Raw genomic sequence first — 16,889 nt, forward strand, 5'->3', positions numbered from 1 at the left:
GGTAAAGGCGGCGGCCATCGGCGCACCACGGGGGCCAAGACGGCACGCCCGATGACGGCGCCACACCCCGCCTCTCCCCTCAGCGCCCCGGCCGCCCGACCATCCGGCACGCACGACCCCCGGCGAACCGCCAGGCCAGGACGGCACGCCCTACGACGGCGCACCCCCGCCTCAGCGACCCGCCCGCCCCCGCAGTCGCCGTCCGCACCAGCCGATGATCGCGGCGTTGACCAGTGCCCCCGAAGCCACCGCGAGCACGAAGCTCGGCACGCCGCCCGGGAGGGCGAGCGCGACGACGCTGACGGGGGCCGTGGCGAGGACGGGGATGACGCCCGCGAGGAACGCGTCCTCGTTCTCGGCCGTGCTCGCCGCGAGCGCCCACACGGTCAGTGCCGCGCAGGCGCCCAGGTAGGCGAGGGCGAAGGCGTCGCCGTAGAGGTGGCGCAGGCGGGCGGGGAGTGTGCGGTCGGGGTGTCCGGTCATGGGGGGGGACTCCTCACCTGCCGACGGTTGGGCATGTCCCTGCATGCTCCCCGGGCGTGGCGCGGACACACCTCAAGGCCCGCCGGAGAGGTGGGCCTTGAGCGGCGGTGGGCGTCAGGCCGCCGTTTCCGGGGCCGGAGCCGTCGCCGCCGCCGTCGCCGTGGCCGGCTGCGCCGGGGCGGGGTGGGTGATCCGCCGGCGGCGGCTGGGCAGACCCACGGTCGGGTGGGCGACGCCCCAGGCCGCGCCCTTGCAGATCAGCTCCTTGTAGAGGGCCGCGAAGCGGCCGGTCAGCGCGGCGTTCACCGCGCGGTCGTCCGCGGTGACGTACTGGATGAGTCCGTCCTTGCGGCCGAGCGACACGCACTGGTTGAAGTACCGCAGCGGCACGTGCGGCAGCTTCCCGCCGGTGAGGCGCGCCGCGATCGCGTCGGCGGCCTGCCACGCGGTGGGCGTGCCGGTCGCGCAGGACATCCGCAGCGGCTTGTCGCCGGGCCCCTGCACCAGGGCCGCGTCGCCGACGGCGTACACGTCCGGGTGCGAGACCGAGCGCATGGTGCCGTCGACCACGATCTGACCGGTGTCGCCGACCTCCAGGGTCGTGGCGCGGGCGATCGGGTGGACGGCGAACCCTGCCGTCCACACGGTGAGCGCGGACGGCAGGACCGCCCCGTCGGCGGTGACCACGCCGCCGTCCTCGACGGCCGTGACCTCGGCGTGCTCGCGCGCGGTGATGCCGAGCCGGGCGAACACCGCCCGCAGGTGGCCGCGGCCCTTGGGCGACAGCCAGTCGCCGAGGCCGTCGCGGGCGGCGAGGGTGACGTCCAGGTCCGGACGCGACTCGGCGATCTCCGTGGCCGCCTCCAGGCCGGTGAGACCGCCGCCCACCACGACCACGGGCTGCCCTGCGGTGAGCCCGGCCAGCCGGTCCCGCACCCGCAGCGCGCCGGCCCGCCCGGCGATCTCGTAGGCGTGCTCGGCGGCGCCCGGCACGCCGTGGTCGTTCCAGCGGCTGCCGAGGGCGTAGACGAGGGTGTCGTACGCCAGCTCCTCGGCGCCGGAGTCGCCGGTCCCGCCGGTGTCACCCGTGACGGTGACGACCTTGCGGTCGACGTCGACGGCGGTGACCCGGGCGACCTTCAGCTCGACGCCGGTCCCGGCGAGCAGGTCGGCCAGCGGGCGGTGCGGAAGCTCGCGGCCGGTGGCCAGCTCGTGGTTGCGGACCCGCTCCACGAAGTCGGGCTCGGCGTTGACGAGGGTCAGGGAGACGTCGTCCCGGTGCAGCCGCCTGGCCAGGCGTCCGGCGGCGGAGGCTCCGGCGTATCCGGCTCCGAGGACGATGATGCGGTGCTGCATGGCAGGCTCCTGTCGTCGACTGGTTCGCCCCTTGAACCGGGCGGCCCGCCGATCCCTGACACCCCTGCCATGTGACCTGCGTCACATGCGCACGGGGCGCGTCAGAAGACGTCCCGGACCAGCGGCTCCCCGTGGTCGACGGCGGCCCACCGCTCCGTCACGCGCTCCAGCTTGTCGGGGTTGACCTGGCTGCGGACCGCCGCGATGCCGTCCTCGGTGACCTCCAGGCACATCACGCCGATCACCCGGCCGTCGATGACCGCCACGACCGCAGGATCGCCGTTCGCGGTCGTCGCGTACAGCTCGGGCGACCCGCCCGCCGCGGCCTGCTTGCCGGGGCCCGGCGTGAACAGGCCCCGCAGGAACGTGGCCACCGCCTTGACACCCTCGAACGCCTTCGCCCGCGCCGGCACCTTCCCGCCGCCGTCGCCGACCGCGACGGCGTCCCGCGTGAGCAGCGCGACCAGCGGCTCGGTCCGCCCGCTGGTGGCGGCGGCGAGGAACTCCTCGACGACCCGCCGGGCCTCGCCCTCGTCGATCTCCCGGCGCGCCCTGCCCTGCGCCACGTGCTTCCTGGCCCGGTGCAGAATCTGCTGGCTGGCGGCCTCGCTGACGTCGAGGATCTCGGCGATCTCCTTGTGCGCGTAGCCGAAGGCCTCCCGCAGCACGTACACCGCGCGCTCGTCCGGGGACAGCCGCTCCAGCAGCACGAGCATCGCGTACGACACCGACTCCCGCTGCTCGGCGGTGTCGGCGGGCCCCAGCATGGGGTCCCCGGCGACCAGCGGCTCCGGGAGCCACTGGCCCACGTACGTCTCGCGCCGGGCGCGGGCCGAGGTGAGCTGGTTGAGGCAGATGTTGGTGAGCACCTTCGTCAGCCAGGCCTCGGGCACCTCGATCCGCCCGGTGTCCGCGCCCTGCCAGCGCAGATACGTTTCCTGCACCGCGTCCTCGGCCTCGCTCGCGGAGCCGAGCAGACGGTAGGCGATGGCCTCCAGGCGGGGCCGGGCGGCAAGGAACCGGTTCACGTCGCTCGTACGCGCAGACATGCCGCGATCCTAGGCACGTCCCTGGCGAACCCGCCCGGCATTACCCCCGGCGGCCACTCCCGGCCTCGCGCCCCGCCTCACATCCGGCCGCCCCGCCCACGGTCACCTCCGCCGCCGCGCCCCGCGCGGTCAGGACTTCTCCGCGAGGGTGTGGGCGACCAGGGCGTTCGCGTGCCCGTGGCCCAGGCCGTGCTCGGCCTTGAGCCAGGCGACCAGCTCCATGTGCCGGGTCAGCGGCGAGGAGCGGATCAGCTCCTTCCACTCGGCCACAGGGCGGCCGTACTTCCTCTCGATCGACGGGAAGTAGCTCGCGGGGCCCTTCACCTGTGCGCTCATGACGACCGGTCCTTCCTCCACACGCGGACACCTGCGCCCATGAGGACCGGAGGAAGGAACGGAACTGAGCGGCCCGCCGGCGTGACCTGCGTCACCCTTGACCCTCCTCAGCCGGTGAGCCCGATCTCCGCGCAGTCGTCCGCGTGCGCCGGGGTGCAGATGTCCTTGACGGTGTAGACGCCGTCCGCGATCACCGTGTCCTCGATGTTCTCCCGGGTGAGGGCGACCACCGGCACCAGCATCGCCGGGATGTCCTTCCGCGACCGGCTGTCGATCTCGTCCTGCGCCAGCGCGTCGAACTGGATCGCCCGGTCCTGCACCTTGGCCACCGCCATGTCCGCGGCCCCGGTCGCCTCCAGCAGGAAGGACTTGTACACCGTCATGTACTGGGTGCCCGAGACGACCCGCCGCACCGCCTCCAGGTCCGCGTCCTGCCCGGTCACCGGCGGCAGTTCGGTGACTCCCGCCTCCTGGAGCTCCTCGATGACGGCGCCGGCCATACCGTCGTTCGCGGAGTAGACGGCGGCGACGTTCCCGGCGCCGACCTTCTTCAGCGCCTTGCGCATGTTCTCCGCCGCGACCTCGGGCAGCCACTTCTTCGTGTCGTACGACGCGGCGATGTCCACCGCGCCGTTCAGCTCGCCCAGCGCGCCCTTCTTGAACAGCGCGGTGTTCGGGTCGGCGGGCTCGCCGTTCATCATGACGACCTTCTTGTGCTCGGCGTTCTCACCGAGCGCGTTGACCAGGGCGCGGCCCTGCACCTGGCCGACGAGTTCGTTGTCGTGCGAGACGTACGCGTCGATCGGACCCTCGGCGAGCCGGTCGTAGGCGATGACGGGTATGCCCGCCTGCTTGGCCCGGCGCACGTCCGGCGCGACGGCCTGCGCGTCCACCGCGTCCACGAGGATCACGTCGACCTTCCGGCCGATCATCTGCCGGAACTGCTCGCTCTGCTTCTTCTCGCTGCCCTCGGCGTTGGCGTACACGACCTCGCCCCGCTTGTCGGTCTGCGAGGCGATGCGCTCCTTGATGAGCGGGTAGTCGAACTTCTCGAACCGGGCCGTGGACCGGTCGGGCAGCAGCAGGCCCACGGTGATGTCGTCGTCGGCGCGCGCGTCCGCGGTGTCGTCGTCACCCGACCCGAGCACACCGCACGCGGTGAGGGAAAGGGCCGTCAGGGAGGCGGTCAGCAGCAGGGCGGAACGGCGTGCGGCGGCAGCGGTGGTACGGGGCTTCAAGGTGGGGGTGCCTTCCGGGCGGGCGTGCGGCATGGGGGGTGGAGCTGGACGGCCGACGCGGCATTCCGTACGGCGTCGGGGCCGACGTCCGGCCGGGCCCAGAACGTTGCTCAGCAGTGTGTCCGTTGTGCGGTGGTGCGGCACGCGTGCTCACGACCTTCTCCCCTGGCACGCCGAGAATGTGCGCAGGAGCGGCACACGGGCTGCACACAGCGGGCCGTGGGCCTGGCTAGCGTGGCTGTTCCCTGCCCGGACCGGGTCGGTCGCCCCTGCGCGGACGCCCGGTACGACACCTCAGGAAGACAGCGGATGGACTACTGCTCCACGTGTCGCCGGCACCTCAACGGCGCCCTGGTCTGCCCGGGTTGCGGCGCCTACGCCCCCGACATCGCCCCCGGCGTGATCAGCGGCCACCGCGTCCCCGGTCCGGCGGCGACGACGTCCGGCACGGCGTCGGCGCGGCACCGCGCCGACGCCGAAGGGCCCGGCGAGGCCGGTTGGTTCACCGCACCCGCGCGGTCCGCGGAGCCGACGCGGGCGGTCGACACGGGACGGTCCGGCGCGGCACGCCCCGGCGCGGACGCGCGGGCGGTTGACGCCGCTCGGCCCGGCGGGAGCACGCGGGCAGTTGACGCCGCTCGGCCCGGCGGGAACACGCGGTCCTCCGACACCACGTGGCCGGTCGACACCACGCGGCCCGCCCACCCCTCTTCCACTTCCCTCCCCGAGCCCCTACGGACCGTCGCCCCCGCCCGCCGTGCCGAGGCCGCGGTGTTCGCCGCGCCGGCGCGCCCCGCCGACCCGGCGCGGCCCGAGGAGACCGGCCCCACGGCCGACACCCCGCACGCCCTGCCCCCCGGCCCCGGTACCGGACGTGCCGCGCGGCGGCGGCAGTTGGCGCGCTGGAAGAAGACGCAGCGCCGCGCCCTGGTCGCCACGGCGGTGGCGCTCGTCGGCGGCGGCATCACGCTCGCCTCGACGGACCGGGGCGGCAACGACCGCACCCAGGCCGCCGCGGCCCCCGACCTGCACGGCATGGGCGGCACCAGCGGCACCGCGGACGACACGGCCGACGCCCCGTCCGTCGCCCCGGACCGTACGACCGCGCCGCCGCAGGCCGATGCCCGACGGGGCACGGCGCGCCCCGAGGCCGCGCCCGCCACCACCGCGCCGCCGTCCGGCACCCACACCGACGGCGCCGCCGCCACCGAGGTGCCCGCCGGGGGACGTTCGGACGCGTCCGAGTCGGTCTCCCGTTCCGGCAGCCGCTCGGAGGCGAGCCAGGACACCGGTGGCGGCGCACCGGCCACCGGCGACTCCGTCACCCCCACGCGCCCCACCACGCCCCCGCCCACCGCCGACGACGGCACCGGGACCGGCGACACGGGCAGCGGCGACGGCGGCTCGGACCAGGGCGACGGCTCCACCGCGCAGCCGGCGCCCAGCACCCCGCCGCCCGCCGACGAGCCGCGCGACCCCCGCCTCTGCCTGCTGGTGATCTGCCTCGGCTGACCGGGCCGCCCCGACCGGCGGAACGCGCGGGGACTGCGAGACAATCGCGGCATGAGCGTCGTCAAGATCAACCTACTCACGGTTCCCGAGGACCAGCGCGAGACCCTGGAGAAGCGGTTCGCCGCGCGGGCCGGGGCGGTGGAGAGCTCGGACGGCTTCGAGTGGTTCGAGCTGCTGCGCCCGGTCGAGGGCACGGACACCTACCTCGTCTACACGCGCTGGCGCAGCGAGGAGGACTTCCGGCGCTGGATGGAGGGGCGCGGTCAGGCCGCCCACGCCGGCGCGCAGGGCGACAAGCCGCGCCCTGCGGCCACCGACGCGACCCTGTGGTCCTTCGAGGTGGTCCAGCAGGCGGCGCCCCGCCAGGACTGACCGGCGGACGTCACCCCAGCACGTCCAGCACCCGCCGCGCCGCCTCCGCCACCAGCTCGTCGCTGGGGGAGGCGGCGTGGGTGGTGCGTTCCGTGAGCACCGACAGCACCAGCGGGGCGCGTCCGGTGCCCGGCCACAGCACGGCCACGTCGTTGCCCCGGCCCCATTCCCCGCCGCCGGTCTTGTCGCCCACCCGCCAGCCGCGGGGCACGGCCGCCCGGATGCGCCGGTCGCCGGTGGTGTTGCGCACCAGCCAGTCGGTGAGCAGGGCGCGCCCGGCGGCGGGCAGGGCGTCGCCGAGGACCAGGTCGCGGTAGTCGGCGGCGATGGCGCGGGGCGTGGTGGTGTCGCGCGGGTCACCGGGCGGGTTGCTGTTCAGCTCGGGCTCGATGTGGTCCAGCCGCGTCACCCGGTCGCCCAGCCGGCGCGCGTACGCGGTGAGACCGCGCGGTCCGCCGATGTCACGCAGCAACAGATTCCCGGCGGTGTTGTCGCTGTACCGGACGGCCGCGTCGCACAGCTGACGCAGCGTCATGCCGTCCTCGGTGTGCTTCTCGGTGACGGGCGAGTACGTCACCAGGTCGGCCGTGCCGTAGAAGACCCGTTCGTCCAGGCGGGCGCCGGGGCGGCGGTCCACGACCGCGGCGGCGGCGAGGGTCTTGAAGGTGGAACAGAGCGCGAAGCGTTCGTCGGCCCGGTGGACGACGGTGGCACCGGTCCCGGTGTCGACGGCGAACACCCCGAGCCGAGCGCCGAACTCACGCTCCAGAGCGCGGAGACGGGGAGGGCTGACCGGGTCCGGGGTCCGGCGCCCTGGTGTCGCAGAACCACCGGCCGCGGGAGCCCGATCCGGAGCATCGGCGGCGCACCCCGCGACGGGAACGAGGGCGGCGGTCAACAGGAGGGCACGGCGGGACAGTCGTGCGGTCACGAGGAAACATCCTTCCAGGAAACGGCCCTATGAGGGGCGCGGGAAACTGCGCGAACGGGGTCCGAGGGCGAGCGGCCCTACAGAGGCACGGGAAACTACGCAAAGAGGCCCAGGGGCGAGCCGCCCTTCAGGGGCGCGGGGAACTGCGCGAAGAGGGTCCGGGGGCGAGCCGCCCTTCAGGGGCGCGGGGAACTGCGCGAAGAGGGTCCGGGGGCGAGCCGCCCTATAGGGGCGCGGGGAACTGCGCGAAGAGGGTCCGGGGGCGAGCCGCCCTATAGGGGCGCGGGGAACTGCGCGAAGGGGGTCCGGGGGCGAAGCCCCCGAAACCGGGAGGTCAGGACACCGAACGTGTCCAGCCGGGGCCCAGCCCAACAACGAGGCGCGCCTCAAAACCTGGGCGCGCCTCAAACCCCAGGCCCCGCCGACAACACCCCGTACACCACAGGCCCCGCCGACCCACCCCCCGTAACGCCCTCCTCGACCACGCAGGCCACGGCAACACCACCCCGATGGGCAACCATCCACCCGTTGTTCTCCTGCTCCTCGGACACCTCCGCCGTCCCGGTCTTCCCCCCGACCTCGCCGCCGAGCGGCGCGAGCACCCGCGCCGTGCCCTCGGTGACCGTGGCCCGCAACAGCGAGCGAAGCCCGCTGACGACCCGAGGCGGCAGCGGCTCGGTCACGGTGGTGTCCTCCGTGCCGGAGGCGACGAGGGCCGGCTGATGGAAGCGGCCGGAGACGGCCGTCGCGGTGACCGACGCCATGATCAGCGGATTGGCCTGCACCCGGCCCTGCCCGATCATCGACGCGGCCTTCTCCGTCGCGTCGCGCGGCTCCGGCACGGACCCGTCGTACGAGGGGACGCCCACGTGCCAGGTCTGGCCGACGCCGAAGTACTTCTTCGCGACCTCCCCGAGTTCGCCGTCGCCGAGCCGGTCGCGCAGGCCGATGAAGGCGGTGTTGCAGGACTCGGTGAACGCGGTGCGGAAGGTGGCGCCGGGGTGGGCGGAGGTCTCGACGTTCTGGAACCGCTTGCCGACGGTGAGATACCGGGGGCAGTCCACGACGTCGTCCGGGGCGACCGCGCCCTTGAGCAGCAGCGCGCTGCTGGTGACGATCTTCCAGGTGGAGCCGGGGGCGTAGGTGCCGGAGACGGCGCGGTTGAAGCCGTCGGCCGGGGAGTTCGCCACGGCGAGGATCTGGCCGTCGGCGACGCGCAGGGCGACCAGCGCCGCGTTCTTCCCGCCGGCCTTCTTCAGGGCCTGCTCGGCGGCCGACTGCCAGCGCGCGTCGAGCGTCGTGCGCAGGGGGCCGTCGTCCCGGCGGGTCCGGGTGCCGAAGGCCGCCTCGGTGCGGCGGACGTCTCCGGTGGCGCGGTCGACGAGCAGTACGGCTCCGCGCGGCCCGCCCCCGTCCGTGCGGCCGGCCAGCTGGGTGAGGACCGGGGCGAGGGAGGGATGGGCGTCCGCGGACAGGGCGCGTCCGGCGCGGTCGAGTGCGCGGACCGGCTCGGCCTCCTCCCGCTCCAGGCGGAACTTCTCCGTGCCGCTGAGCCGCGGGTGCACCAGCGACAGCCGCCAGTCCACCTTCCACTCGCCGTCGCGCTCCCGCAGCGGCAGTTCGGCCCCGTAGGTCCAGGTGCCGAGGCCGGTGACGGGCATCCGCGCGGTGTACGGGACGGTGACGGCGTGTCCGCCGGACTCCTCGTCCTCCACGGGTTTGCCGGCCGTGAGCACCGGCCGGTCGATGTCGAGGCCGGAGGTGAAGCTGCTGAGCACTTCCTCCGCGCGGTCGGGTCTGGTGGTGCGGGCGGCGGCGGCCGGGAGGCGTCCGGCGGCCCAGTCGGCGAGGAACGCGCGGGCCTCGGCCACCGCCTCCGGGTCGGGCCCGGACTCGCCCGCGAAGGGGCCGAGCCCGGCGCCCCAGGCCCCGCCGACGGCGACCGCGGCGACCGCCGTGACGGCGACGAGCGCCTTGACCGCCGTCCGGGGGCGACGGCGGGGAGCGGAAGGGGAAAGGTCGGGAAACGTGTTCATGCCCCGACCACAGCAGCGCGGAGGCCCATCCGTCCAAGTCCGCTATCGCTCATGCACCGATAAACACTCGATATGGTTACTGATCGTGGACCTGGTGCGGCACCTGGAGTGCTTCGTGGCTGTTGCAGAAGAGTCACACTTCGGCCGTGCCGCCGCCCGTCTGGGCATGGCCCAGCCCCCTCTCTCGCAGCGCGTCCAGCGGCTGGAACGGGAGTTGGGCGTGCGGCTGTTCGAGCGCACGAGCCGTCAGGTGCGGATCACGGAGGCCGGGACGCTGCTGCTGGCCGAGGCGCGGGAGGTGCTGGCCCGCACGGAGTCGTTCCTCGCCGCCGCCCGCCGGGTGCGTGACGGCGAGACGGGCCTGCTGCGCGCCGCGCTGCCCCCGGACCTCTCCGGCGAGACGGTGGCCGCGCTGCTCGCCGACTTCGCCGGACGTCACGCCGGTCTGGAGCTGGAGCTGCACGAGCTGTCCACGGCGCAGCAGCTCGACCGGCTCGCGGCGCACGACCTGGACGTGGGCGTCGTCCACCATCCGTGCGACGTGACGGGTCTGGAGCTGGGCCCGGTGCTGCGCAGGGAGCTGGGCGTGCTGCTGCCCGCCCGCGCCGCGGCGGCCGCACTCGACGAGGTCCCGCTGCCCGCGCTGTCCGGCCGCGACCTGATCCTCTTCCCGCGCGCGGCGGCCCCGGCCCTGTACGACGAGCTGCTGACCACCTGCGCCCGCGGCGGATTCACCCCCGCCGCCGTGCGCCACGGTCAGGGCGCGAGTTTCGTCCGCGGGCTGGTGCTGTCCTCGGGGGCCGTCGCGCTGTGCCCGCGTGACGCCGCCCCACCGGGGCAGGGGGACGGGGAGGGGGACGCCGTGTGGCGTCCGCTGACCGGAGGGGCGCCCGCGCTGCGGCACTCCGCGGCCTGGCCGAAGGGGCGCGGCGACGCCGCCGTGCAGGCGTTCGCGGAGGCGGCCACGCGTGCCCTGCGCACCGCCGCCGGCGCGGTTCCCGATGTGCCGGCCCGTCCCCTGCATCTGCGACCGGCATCGGAGTACTGGCTGTGACGGACGCCGTCGCCCGCATCCACGCGGCTTTCGCCGACGCCGGGGTCACCGGCCGGCTGCACGCCCTCGACATCGACTCCGGCGAGCAGCTGGACGCCGGCGCGGACCAGCCGGTGTGCACGGCCAGTGTCCACAAGCTGTGTCTGCTGGTCGCGCTGCACGCGCAGGCGGCGCGGGGCGCGCTGGACCTGGCCGAGCAGCTGGAGACCGTGCCGGAGGAGCGTACGCCGGGGCCCACGGGGGTGGCGGCGATGCTGGACGGGGCCCGTCTGTCCCTGCGTGACCTGGCCTATCTGATGATGGCGGTGAGCGACAACGCGGCCGCCGACCTGCTGCTGCGCCGAGTGGGTCTGAACGCCGTGAACGCGACGACGGCCCGGCTGGGCCTCACCCGGACGCGGGCCGTGCACTCCTTCGGCGACATGCTGGCCACCGTCAAGGAGGACGCCGGGCCCGACGGGGCGCGGGCGCTGGCCGACCCGCGGGTGGTGAGCCGGCTGCGGGCGCTGGACCCGGCCCGCACCAACCGCAGCACCCCGCGGGACATGACGCGGCTGCTGGGCGCGGTGTGGCGGGACGAGGCGTGCACCCCGGAGCACGGCGCGGCGATGCGGCGGATCATGGGGCTTCAGGTGTGGCCGCACCGTCTGGCCTCGGGTTTTCCCTTCGACGACGTCCATGTCGCGGGAAAGACCGGCAGCCTGCCGACCCTGCGGAACGAGGTGGGGGTGGTCGAGTATCCCGACGGGGGCCGTTACGCGGTCGCCGTCTTCACCCGGACGGCGCACACGGCGGCGACTCTTCCGGCGGCCGACGCGGTGATCGGCACGGCGGCGCGGATCGCGGTGGACGCGCTGCGCGCGAAGGCGTTCCGGTCGTCACGCTGAGCGCGGCCGAAAACGCGGGGAAAATCCCGGTGAACAACCAGACCGGTGAACAGCAAGAAGCGGGTGCCCGCACGAAACGTGTGAGCACCCGCTCCTCAAAACCTGCGTGCAGGTCAGGCAGGTCAGGCGGGAACGATGTTCTCCGCCTGCGGGCCCTTCTGGCCCTGGGTGACGTCGAAGGTCACCTTCTGGCCTTCCTGGAGCTCGCGGTAGCCCGAGGTGGCGATGTTCGAGTAGTGGGCGAACACGTCAGCGCCGCCGCCGTCCTGCTCGATGAAGCCGAAGCCCTTTTCCGAGTTGAACCACTTGACCGTACCGGTGGCCATATTTATCTCCTGAGACAGTGCCGGGAAACGCACTTTACGAATCCCTACATCGTCGCGATGATCACCTGCCCGGAGAACCGGTTCAAACTGGCAACCACAACTGCAACTGACGTCAGCCTAGCACGGAAAATATTCTCAGCAAGCGAGGAAAATCGCTGGAATAAACCCGCGCGGCATGTTTGGAGAAAAGAATTTTGCGCCGACGGGGCGGAAATACTGTTCCGGCGGGGACAGATTTTCGCCGGTGACCCTCACCGGTGCCCGTGGACCGGGTCGGCGCCCTGCCGGCGGAGCTCCTCGTTCGTCCGCTCCGCCTGCTCCAGCTGGTCCTCGAGGCTCACGATGCGGCACGCGGCGTCCACCGGGGTGCCCTGGTCGACCAGCTCGCGGGCGCGCGCGGCGAGCCGCAGCTGGTGGCGCGAGAAGCGCCGGTGACCCCCGTCCGAGCGGGTCGGCGTGATCAGCCGCGCCTCGCCGAGGGCGCGGAGGAACGCGGGTGTGGCTCCGACCAGTTCCGCGGCCCTGCCCATGGTGTAGGCCGGGAAGTGGTCGTCGTCGAGCCGGTCGGCGACGGGGAGCCGGTCCTGGTCCGGCTGCCGGCCGTCGGCGTACGGCTGACTTTCCGAGGGCATACGCACCTTTCCGCGGACCACAGCGGGCACGGTCCGCCACGGGGACAGGTTCCCCACCGTCAAACTCTAGTCGCCTCGGCGGAAAATCTGTCGCGGCGCGTACAGATGTCCTCGGCTACGCCCCGCCGCCCGCCGCGGCCCCGCCGGTTGAGCCGTCCGTGGGCCTGGTCCGGTGCGGACCCATCTCCCCGAGCACCTGACCCAGTTCTCCCTCGTCGAGCGGCCGTCCGGGCAGCGGACGGGGCCCGGCCGCGGGACCGCGCAGCCCTTCGAGGAACAGGGCGAGGGGGCGGCGCCAGGCGTCGGGTCCCGCGGCGGCGGCCAGCGGCGGCACGGCACGGCCCAGTGCCGCCAGGGCGAAGAGAAGGTCCTCGGTGGTGACGTCGGCGCGCACGCCGCCCTGCGCGCGGGCGCGCTCCAGCAGCACGTCGACGGTCTCGCGGTTGTGCGCGTGGACGGCGTCGAGGGTCTCGACGTCCGGCAGACGGGTGGTCATCAGGTCGTTGGTCCCGCGATCGGCCGCAAGGGTGGCGAACACGGCGTCGAGATAGTCCGCGAGACCGGCCCACGCGTCGGCCGCGCGGCGCGCGCGTTCACCGGCCTCCATCGTTCCCGTGAGCTGGCCGCGGAACACGGCGTCCACGAGCGCAGCCCGCGTGGGGAAGTGCCGGTAGAGCGTCGCGTTGCCGACCCCGGCGCGCCGCGCGATCACGTCCAGCGGCGCCTCGAGCCCCTGCTCGGCGAACACGGCGTGCGCCGCCTCCACCAGCCGCTCCCGGTTCCGCCGCGCGTCCCGCCGCTGCCGGGGCGGAACGGGCGCCTCAGGTCCTTCACCGACGGTCATGCATCCCTCCGTACGAACCGGGGAGCACTCCCCGCGCGGATGCCGCGGATGCTACCGAGCGGCGCCGGCACGATGCGCCCTCTCCAGGCCTCCCGGAGGCGACCCTGAGGTGTCCCCCATCCAACCCTGAGATGTGTCAGAAATCTTTGACAGGTGCCCGGACCCCCTGTCAGCCTTTTCTGACAGGTACGAGGGAAAGGGGCCCTGATGCCCGAGGTCCCGCCGCCGGCGCCCGAGGGTGACGCCCTGCTGAAGATCCTCACGGCGCTCGGCAACCCGCACCGGATGCGGATCGTGGCGGCGCTCGTGGAGAACCGCACGTACGTCAGCGCGCTGGCGCGCGAGATCGGCATCAGCCGCCCGCTGCTGCACATGCACCTCCAGCGGCTGGAGGCCGCGGGCCTCGTCACCGGCACGCTCGAATCCGCGGACGACGGCAAGACCGTCAAGTACTACGACGTCACGCCGTTCGTCTGCGAACTCACCCCGCACACCGTCGCCCGCGCGGCCACGACGCTCACCGACGTCGACGCGGGCACCACCGCCGACCGCGGCACGGGCCGCTCGGACCGAGGCGCGAAAGAGGAAGCGAAGTGAACGACGAACTGGTGACGCAGGCCGCCGGTGCCGACGAGCTCGGCGTGCTGGTGGGGGCCGTCGGCGCGGCCGGGTTCTTCACGCTGTTGATCGTGATCGTCTGGCAGGTGGCGGCCACCTGGCGCGCCCGCATGCTGGCCGCGCGCGAGGAGCAGTACAAGGAGCTCGCCACGCGGTACGCGCATCTGCTGGAGGACACCGTGGAGTTGCAGCGCCGCACCACGGAGGAGCAGCGCCGGCTGCTGGAGGAGCTGACGCAGACCCGGCTGGCCGTCGGGTCGATGGAGAAGATGATGCGCGAGATCGAATGACCCGGTGCGCGTGTGCGCGAAGGTGTACGGCCGGGAGCGGCAACTCCCGGCCGTACGGGCGAAGCACACGCCCCGGACACACCCCTACCCGTGCACCGCGGCAGGTCGTCACAGCCTGAGCGCCGTGGTGCGGGGTCCGTGCGCCCCGCGCCGGCCGTCACCGGCCGGCGGTGCGCCTCACATCAAGGAGAGTACTCATGCGTGCCCTGTTGCAGCGCATCGCGCGTGCGCCCGGCGGGCGCCGCGGGAAGTGGGCCGTGCTCGCGGCCTGGCTGATCGTCGCCGTGGCCCTCGGCCCGCTGGCCGGGAAGCTCGGCGACGTGGAGGACACCGGCCCCAACGCCTTCCTTCCGCACGGCGCCGAGTCCGCCCGCGTCAACACGGAGCTGGAGAAGTTCCGCACGGACACGGTCATGCCCGTCGTCGTCGTGTACACCGGCGCGGGCGCCCGGGAGGCGGCGGACGCCGACCGCGCCGCGCTCGACCGGTTCACGGCCGCGGGTCAGCGGATCACCGGGCCGGTGCCGTCGGACGACGGCGAGGCGCTGATGACGGTGGTCCCGCTGGACGCGGAGGACGAGGTCACCGACACCGTCGACGCCCTGCGTGACATCGCCGGGGCCAACGCCCCGCCCGGCACGGACGTCGAGGTCGGCGGCCCCGCCGCCTCCCTCACCGACAGCGTGGCGGTGTTCGACAGCCTCGACGTGACCCTGATGATCGCCACCGTGCTCGTCGTGACCGTCCTGCTGCTGATCACGTACCGCAGCCCGGTGCTGTGGCTGTTCCCGCTGCTGTCGGTCGGCTTCGCCGCCGTGCTCACCCAGGCGTCCACGTATCTGCTCGCCAAGCACGCCTCGCTGCCCGTGGACCCGCAGAGCGCCGGCGTGCTGATGGTGCTGGTCTTCGGCGTCGGCACCGACTACGCCCTGCTGCTCATCGCCCGCTACCGGGAGGAGCTGCACCGCCACGAGGACCGGCACCGCGCCATGCGGACCGCCCTGACCCGCTCGGGCCCCGCGGTGCTCGCCTCGGCCGGCACCATCGCCGTGGGCCTGGCCTGCCTGGCGCTGGCCGACGTCAACTCCTCCCGTTCGCTGGGCCTGGTCGGCGCGGTCGGCGTGGTGTGCGCGTTCCTCGCCATGGTCACGGTGCTGCCCGCGCTGCTGGTGCTCGCCGGGCGCTGGGTGTTCTGGCCGTTCGTCCCCCGCTTCGGCACGCCCGCACGGGGGGAGCGCACGGTGTGGGCGCGGGTCGGAAGCGCCGTGGCGCGGCGTCCGCGCTGGTCGTGGCTGATGTCGGTGGCGGTCACCGGGGTGCTCGCGCTGTCCGCGGCCGGGATCTCCCTGGGGCTCACGCAGTCGGAGATGTTCCAGGACAAGCCCGGGTCCGTCGTCGCGCAGGAGCGGATCTCGGAGCACTTCCCGTCCGGCGCCTCCGACCCGGCGCAGATCGTCACCCGCACCGCCGCCGCCGGCGAGGTGCGGACGGCCGCGGCCGGGGTGGACGGGGTGGCCCGGGTCGAGCCGGGCGGCGACCGCACGCCCGACGGCTCCCTCACCACGCTGTCCGTGGTGCTGGAGGACGCCCCGGACAGCGACGCCGCCAAGGACACCGTCGACGCGCTGCGCACCGCCGTGCACGGCGTGGACGGCGCGGACGCCCTGGTCGGCGGGACCACCGCGGAGAGCCTGGACACCGCGCGCGCCGCGGACCGGGACCTGACCACCGTGGTGCCCGTGGTGCTGCTGGTCGTCCTCGCCGTGCTGATCGGACTGCTGCGGGCGCTGGTCGCGCCGGTGCTGCTGCTCGCCACCGTGGTGGTGTCGTACCTCGCGGCGCTCGGCGCGTCCAACCTGCTCTTCGAGCACGTCCTCGGCTACGCGGGCGTGGACTGGTCGATCCCGCTGATGGGCTTCGTGTTCCTGGTGGCCCTGGGCATCGACTACAACATCTTCCTCATGCACCGGGTGCGGGAGGAGACCGCGCGGCTCGGCGTCACACGCGGCGTCCTGGAGGGTCTGACCAGCACCGGAGGGGTGATCACCTCGGCCGGTGTGGTGCTGGCGGCCACCTTCGCGGTGTTCGCGGGCCTGCCGCTGGTGACCATGGCGCAGATGGGCGTGCTGGTGGGGATCGGCGTCCTGCTGGACACGTTCCTCGTCCGCACGGTCATGGTGCCGGCGCTGGCGCTGGATCTCGGCCGCCGGTTCTGGTGGCCGGGCCGGCTGTTCCGCGAGGCGCCGCGGCCGGACGGCGACGGCGGCACCGGTCCCGGGCGGACGGGGGAGGCGGCGAAGCCGGTCGCCGGGAGGACGGCGTAGGGAACGGACGGAGACGGGAAGGCCGGGGCCGGGCCCCGAGCTGCACACGTGGGGACGCGACGGCCCGTCCCGGCCTTCCCTCTGGCCGCAGCCTGCCACCCGGCGCGGGGCGCCGCCCCTCGGACGGTCCGAACGGGGGGCGCGCCACCTGTCGCCGCCGATCCGGACATAGCGGGCGCTTTATCACATTTCCTGGTCCATACTCGGAAACATGAACACGGCAACGCTTGTACAGCTGGCCGCCAGCGACCATCAGTGGGCCGTGGCAGCGGCCTTCATCGGCGGCATCATCGTGGCAGGTGCCCTGGTCTGGTCCGTCCGTGCGGGAATGCGGTACATGGACCAGGAGTCCCCGCGCCCCCAGCCCGACGAGCAGCCGAGGCTGCCGGACGGCGGCGCGGTACGCGAGATGCGGGAGATGCGCGAGCCCGACGAGATACCGCTCACGCCTCGCTCCGGCTCCCGGCTCATGCCGTACGAGCTGCATCACGCGAGCACGAAGACGGGCAAGGATCAGCAGCGGAAGAGGTGGCTGCCGGGGTCGAGCGGGGCGTTCGGCAGCGGAGGGCCAGGTCACGTGTGACCTGGCCCCAGGGGGGTC

General features: G+C 73.9%; 18 protein-coding genes. 8 read left to right on the forward strand and 10 right to left on the reverse strand.

Annotated features, from left to right (window positions below):
* Positions 1-171: 171 nt before the first annotated feature.
* The 5 genes from ACFOSY_RS32420 to ACFOSY_RS32440 form a co-directional block, all read right to left on the reverse strand.
* Entirely contained in the window at positions 172-483 is a 312-nt protein-coding gene (locus ACFOSY_RS32420; protein ID WP_394313903.1) for an SCO4225 family membrane protein, read from the reverse strand.
* A gap of 114 nt (positions 484-597) precedes the next feature.
* Positions 598-1,839, reverse strand: a complete 1,242-nt coding sequence (locus ACFOSY_RS32425; RefSeq protein WP_394313905.1) for an NAD(P)/FAD-dependent oxidoreductase — start codon at positions 1,837-1,839, stop codon at positions 598-600.
* A gap of 101 nt (positions 1,840-1,940) precedes the next feature.
* Positions 1,941-2,888: an RNA polymerase sigma-70 factor gene (locus ACFOSY_RS32430; RefSeq protein WP_394313907.1), complete on the reverse strand. Its 948-nt coding sequence runs from the start codon at positions 2,886-2,888 to the stop codon at positions 1,941-1,943.
* Between the two features lie 129 nt (positions 2,889-3,017).
* A complete protein-coding gene (locus ACFOSY_RS32435; protein WP_394313909.1) occupies positions 3,018-3,224 on the reverse strand; it encodes a DUF4287 domain-containing protein in 207 nt (68 codons plus the stop codon).
* Positions 3,225-3,331: 107 nt separating this feature from the next.
* The gene (locus ACFOSY_RS32440) at positions 3,332-4,462 is read right to left on the reverse strand and encodes a sugar ABC transporter substrate-binding protein (RefSeq protein ID WP_394313912.1); all 1,131 of its coding nucleotides are present in this window, start codon (positions 4,460-4,462) and stop codon (positions 3,332-3,334) included.
* 309 nt (positions 4,463-4,771) lie between these two features.
* Here ACFOSY_RS32440 and ACFOSY_RS32445 point away from each other — a divergent pair, with 309 nt between their 5' ends.
* Both ACFOSY_RS32445 and ACFOSY_RS32450 read left to right on the forward strand, forming a co-directional pair.
* Positions 4,772-5,974, forward strand: a complete 1,203-nt coding sequence (locus ACFOSY_RS32445) for an SCO2400 family protein (protein WP_394313914.1) — start codon at positions 4,772-4,774, stop codon at positions 5,972-5,974.
* Between the two features lie 51 nt (positions 5,975-6,025).
* On the forward strand, positions 6,026-6,346 hold the full coding sequence (locus ACFOSY_RS32450; protein WP_394313916.1) for an antibiotic biosynthesis monooxygenase family protein: 321 nt from the start codon (positions 6,026-6,028) through the stop codon (positions 6,344-6,346).
* 10 nt (positions 6,347-6,356) lie between these two features.
* Here ACFOSY_RS32450 and bla read toward each other — a convergent pair whose 3' ends face one another.
* Both bla and ACFOSY_RS32460 read right to left on the reverse strand, forming a co-directional pair.
* Complete coding sequence (bla, locus tag ACFOSY_RS32455; protein WP_394313918.1) at positions 6,357-7,277, reverse strand: class A beta-lactamase; 921 nt, start codon at positions 7,275-7,277, stop codon at positions 6,357-6,359.
* A gap of 404 nt (positions 7,278-7,681) precedes the next feature.
* Positions 7,682-9,313: a penicillin-binding transpeptidase domain-containing protein gene (locus ACFOSY_RS32460; RefSeq protein ID WP_394313920.1), complete on the reverse strand. Its 1,632-nt coding sequence runs from the start codon at positions 9,311-9,313 to the stop codon at positions 7,682-7,684.
* A gap of 85 nt (positions 9,314-9,398) precedes the next feature.
* On the opposite strand from ACFOSY_RS32460, the gene ACFOSY_RS32465 reads away from it, so the two are divergent.
* Positions 9,399-10,367 carry a LysR family transcriptional regulator gene (locus ACFOSY_RS32465; RefSeq protein ID WP_394313922.1) on the forward strand — a complete coding sequence of 323 codons (969 nt, stop codon included), beginning with the start codon at positions 9,399-9,401 and terminating at the stop codon, positions 10,365-10,367.
* Positions 10,364-11,254 carry a serine hydrolase gene (locus ACFOSY_RS32470; protein ID WP_394313924.1) on the forward strand — a complete coding sequence of 297 codons (891 nt, stop codon included), beginning with the start codon at positions 10,364-10,366 and terminating at the stop codon, positions 11,252-11,254. Before ACFOSY_RS32465 ends, ACFOSY_RS32470 begins: the two co-directional genes overlap by 4 nt.
* A gap of 122 nt (positions 11,255-11,376) precedes the next feature.
* Here ACFOSY_RS32470 and ACFOSY_RS32475 read toward each other — a convergent pair whose 3' ends face one another.
* From ACFOSY_RS32475 to ACFOSY_RS32485, 3 genes are all read right to left on the reverse strand, one after another.
* The gene (locus tag ACFOSY_RS32475; RefSeq protein WP_006134583.1) at positions 11,377-11,580 is read right to left on the reverse strand and encodes a cold-shock protein; all 204 of its coding nucleotides are present in this window, start codon (positions 11,578-11,580) and stop codon (positions 11,377-11,379) included.
* A gap of 251 nt (positions 11,581-11,831) precedes the next feature.
* A complete protein-coding gene (locus tag ACFOSY_RS32480; RefSeq protein WP_394313927.1) occupies positions 11,832-12,212 on the reverse strand; it encodes a MerR family transcriptional regulator in 381 nt (126 codons plus the stop codon).
* Between the two features lie 115 nt (positions 12,213-12,327).
* On the reverse strand, positions 12,328-13,056 hold the full coding sequence (locus ACFOSY_RS32485) for a TetR/AcrR family transcriptional regulator (RefSeq protein WP_394313929.1): 729 nt from the start codon (positions 13,054-13,056) through the stop codon (positions 12,328-12,330).
* Between the two features lie 207 nt (positions 13,057-13,263).
* Here ACFOSY_RS32485 and ACFOSY_RS32490 point away from each other — a divergent pair, with 207 nt between their 5' ends.
* From ACFOSY_RS32490 to ACFOSY_RS32505, 4 genes are all read left to right on the forward strand, one after another.
* On the forward strand, positions 13,264-13,653 hold the full coding sequence (locus ACFOSY_RS32490; protein WP_394313931.1) for an ArsR/SmtB family transcription factor: 390 nt from the start codon (positions 13,264-13,266) through the stop codon (positions 13,651-13,653).
* Complete coding sequence (locus ACFOSY_RS32495; protein ID WP_006134578.1) at positions 13,650-13,964, forward strand: hypothetical protein; 315 nt, start codon at positions 13,650-13,652, stop codon at positions 13,962-13,964. The genes ACFOSY_RS32490 and ACFOSY_RS32495 overlap by 4 nt, the downstream gene beginning before the upstream one ends.
* Before the next feature lie 197 nt (positions 13,965-14,161).
* On the forward strand, positions 14,162-16,288 hold the full coding sequence (locus tag ACFOSY_RS32500; protein WP_394313934.1) for an MMPL family transporter: 2,127 nt from the start codon (positions 14,162-14,164) through the stop codon (positions 16,286-16,288).
* Positions 16,289-16,499: 211 nt separating this feature from the next.
* On the forward strand, positions 16,500-16,871 hold the full coding sequence (locus ACFOSY_RS32505; RefSeq protein ID WP_394313936.1) for a DUF6479 family protein: 372 nt from the start codon (positions 16,500-16,502) through the stop codon (positions 16,869-16,871).
* The last annotated feature ends 18 nt before the right edge of the window (positions 16,872-16,889 follow it).

Origin of the sequence: Streptomyces lusitanus (assembly GCF_042647945.1) — a bacterium.
GTDB classification, from domain to species: Bacteria; Actinomycetota; Actinomycetes; order Streptomycetales; family Streptomycetaceae; genus Streptomyces; species Streptomyces pseudogriseolus.

Bases quoted from the DNA above. Each gene is read 5' to 3' on its own strand.
- ACFOSY_RS32420 (WP_394313903.1), bottom strand. From the start codon at position 483: ATGACCGGACACCCCGACCGCACACTCCCCGCCCGCCTGCGCCACCTC.
- ACFOSY_RS32425 (WP_394313905.1), bottom strand. From the start codon at position 1,839: ATGCAGCACCGCATCATCGTCCTCGGAGCCGGATACGCCGGAGCCTCC.
- ACFOSY_RS32430 (WP_394313907.1), bottom strand. From the start codon at position 2,888: ATGTCTGCGCGTACGAGCGACGTGAACCGGTTCCTTGCCGCCCGGCCC.
- ACFOSY_RS32435 (WP_394313909.1), bottom strand. From the start codon at position 3,224: ATGAGCGCACAGGTGAAGGGCCCCGCGAGCTACTTCCCGTCGATCGAG.
- ACFOSY_RS32445 (WP_394313914.1), top strand. From the start codon at position 4,772: ATGGACTACTGCTCCACGTGTCGCCGGCACCTCAACGGCGCCCTGGTC.
- ACFOSY_RS32450 (WP_394313916.1), top strand. From the start codon at position 6,026: ATGAGCGTCGTCAAGATCAACCTACTCACGGTTCCCGAGGACCAGCGC.
- ACFOSY_RS32460 (WP_394313920.1), bottom strand. From the start codon at position 9,313: ATGAACACGTTTCCCGACCTTTCCCCTTCCGCTCCCCGCCGTCGCCCC.
- ACFOSY_RS32475 (WP_006134583.1), bottom strand. From the start codon at position 11,580: ATGGCCACCGGTACGGTCAAGTGGTTCAACTCGGAAAAGGGCTTCGGC.
- ACFOSY_RS32480 (WP_394313927.1), bottom strand. From the start codon at position 12,212: ATGCCCTCGGAAAGTCAGCCGTACGCCGACGGCCGGCAGCCGGACCAG.
- ACFOSY_RS32485 (WP_394313929.1), bottom strand. From the start codon at position 13,056: ATGACCGTCGGTGAAGGACCTGAGGCGCCCGTTCCGCCCCGGCAGCGG.
- ACFOSY_RS32490 (WP_394313931.1), top strand. From the start codon at position 13,264: ATGCCCGAGGTCCCGCCGCCGGCGCCCGAGGGTGACGCCCTGCTGAAG.
- ACFOSY_RS32500 (WP_394313934.1), top strand. From the start codon at position 14,162: ATGCGTGCCCTGTTGCAGCGCATCGCGCGTGCGCCCGGCGGGCGCCGC.
- ACFOSY_RS32505 (WP_394313936.1), top strand. From the start codon at position 16,500: ATGAACACGGCAACGCTTGTACAGCTGGCCGCCAGCGACCATCAGTGG.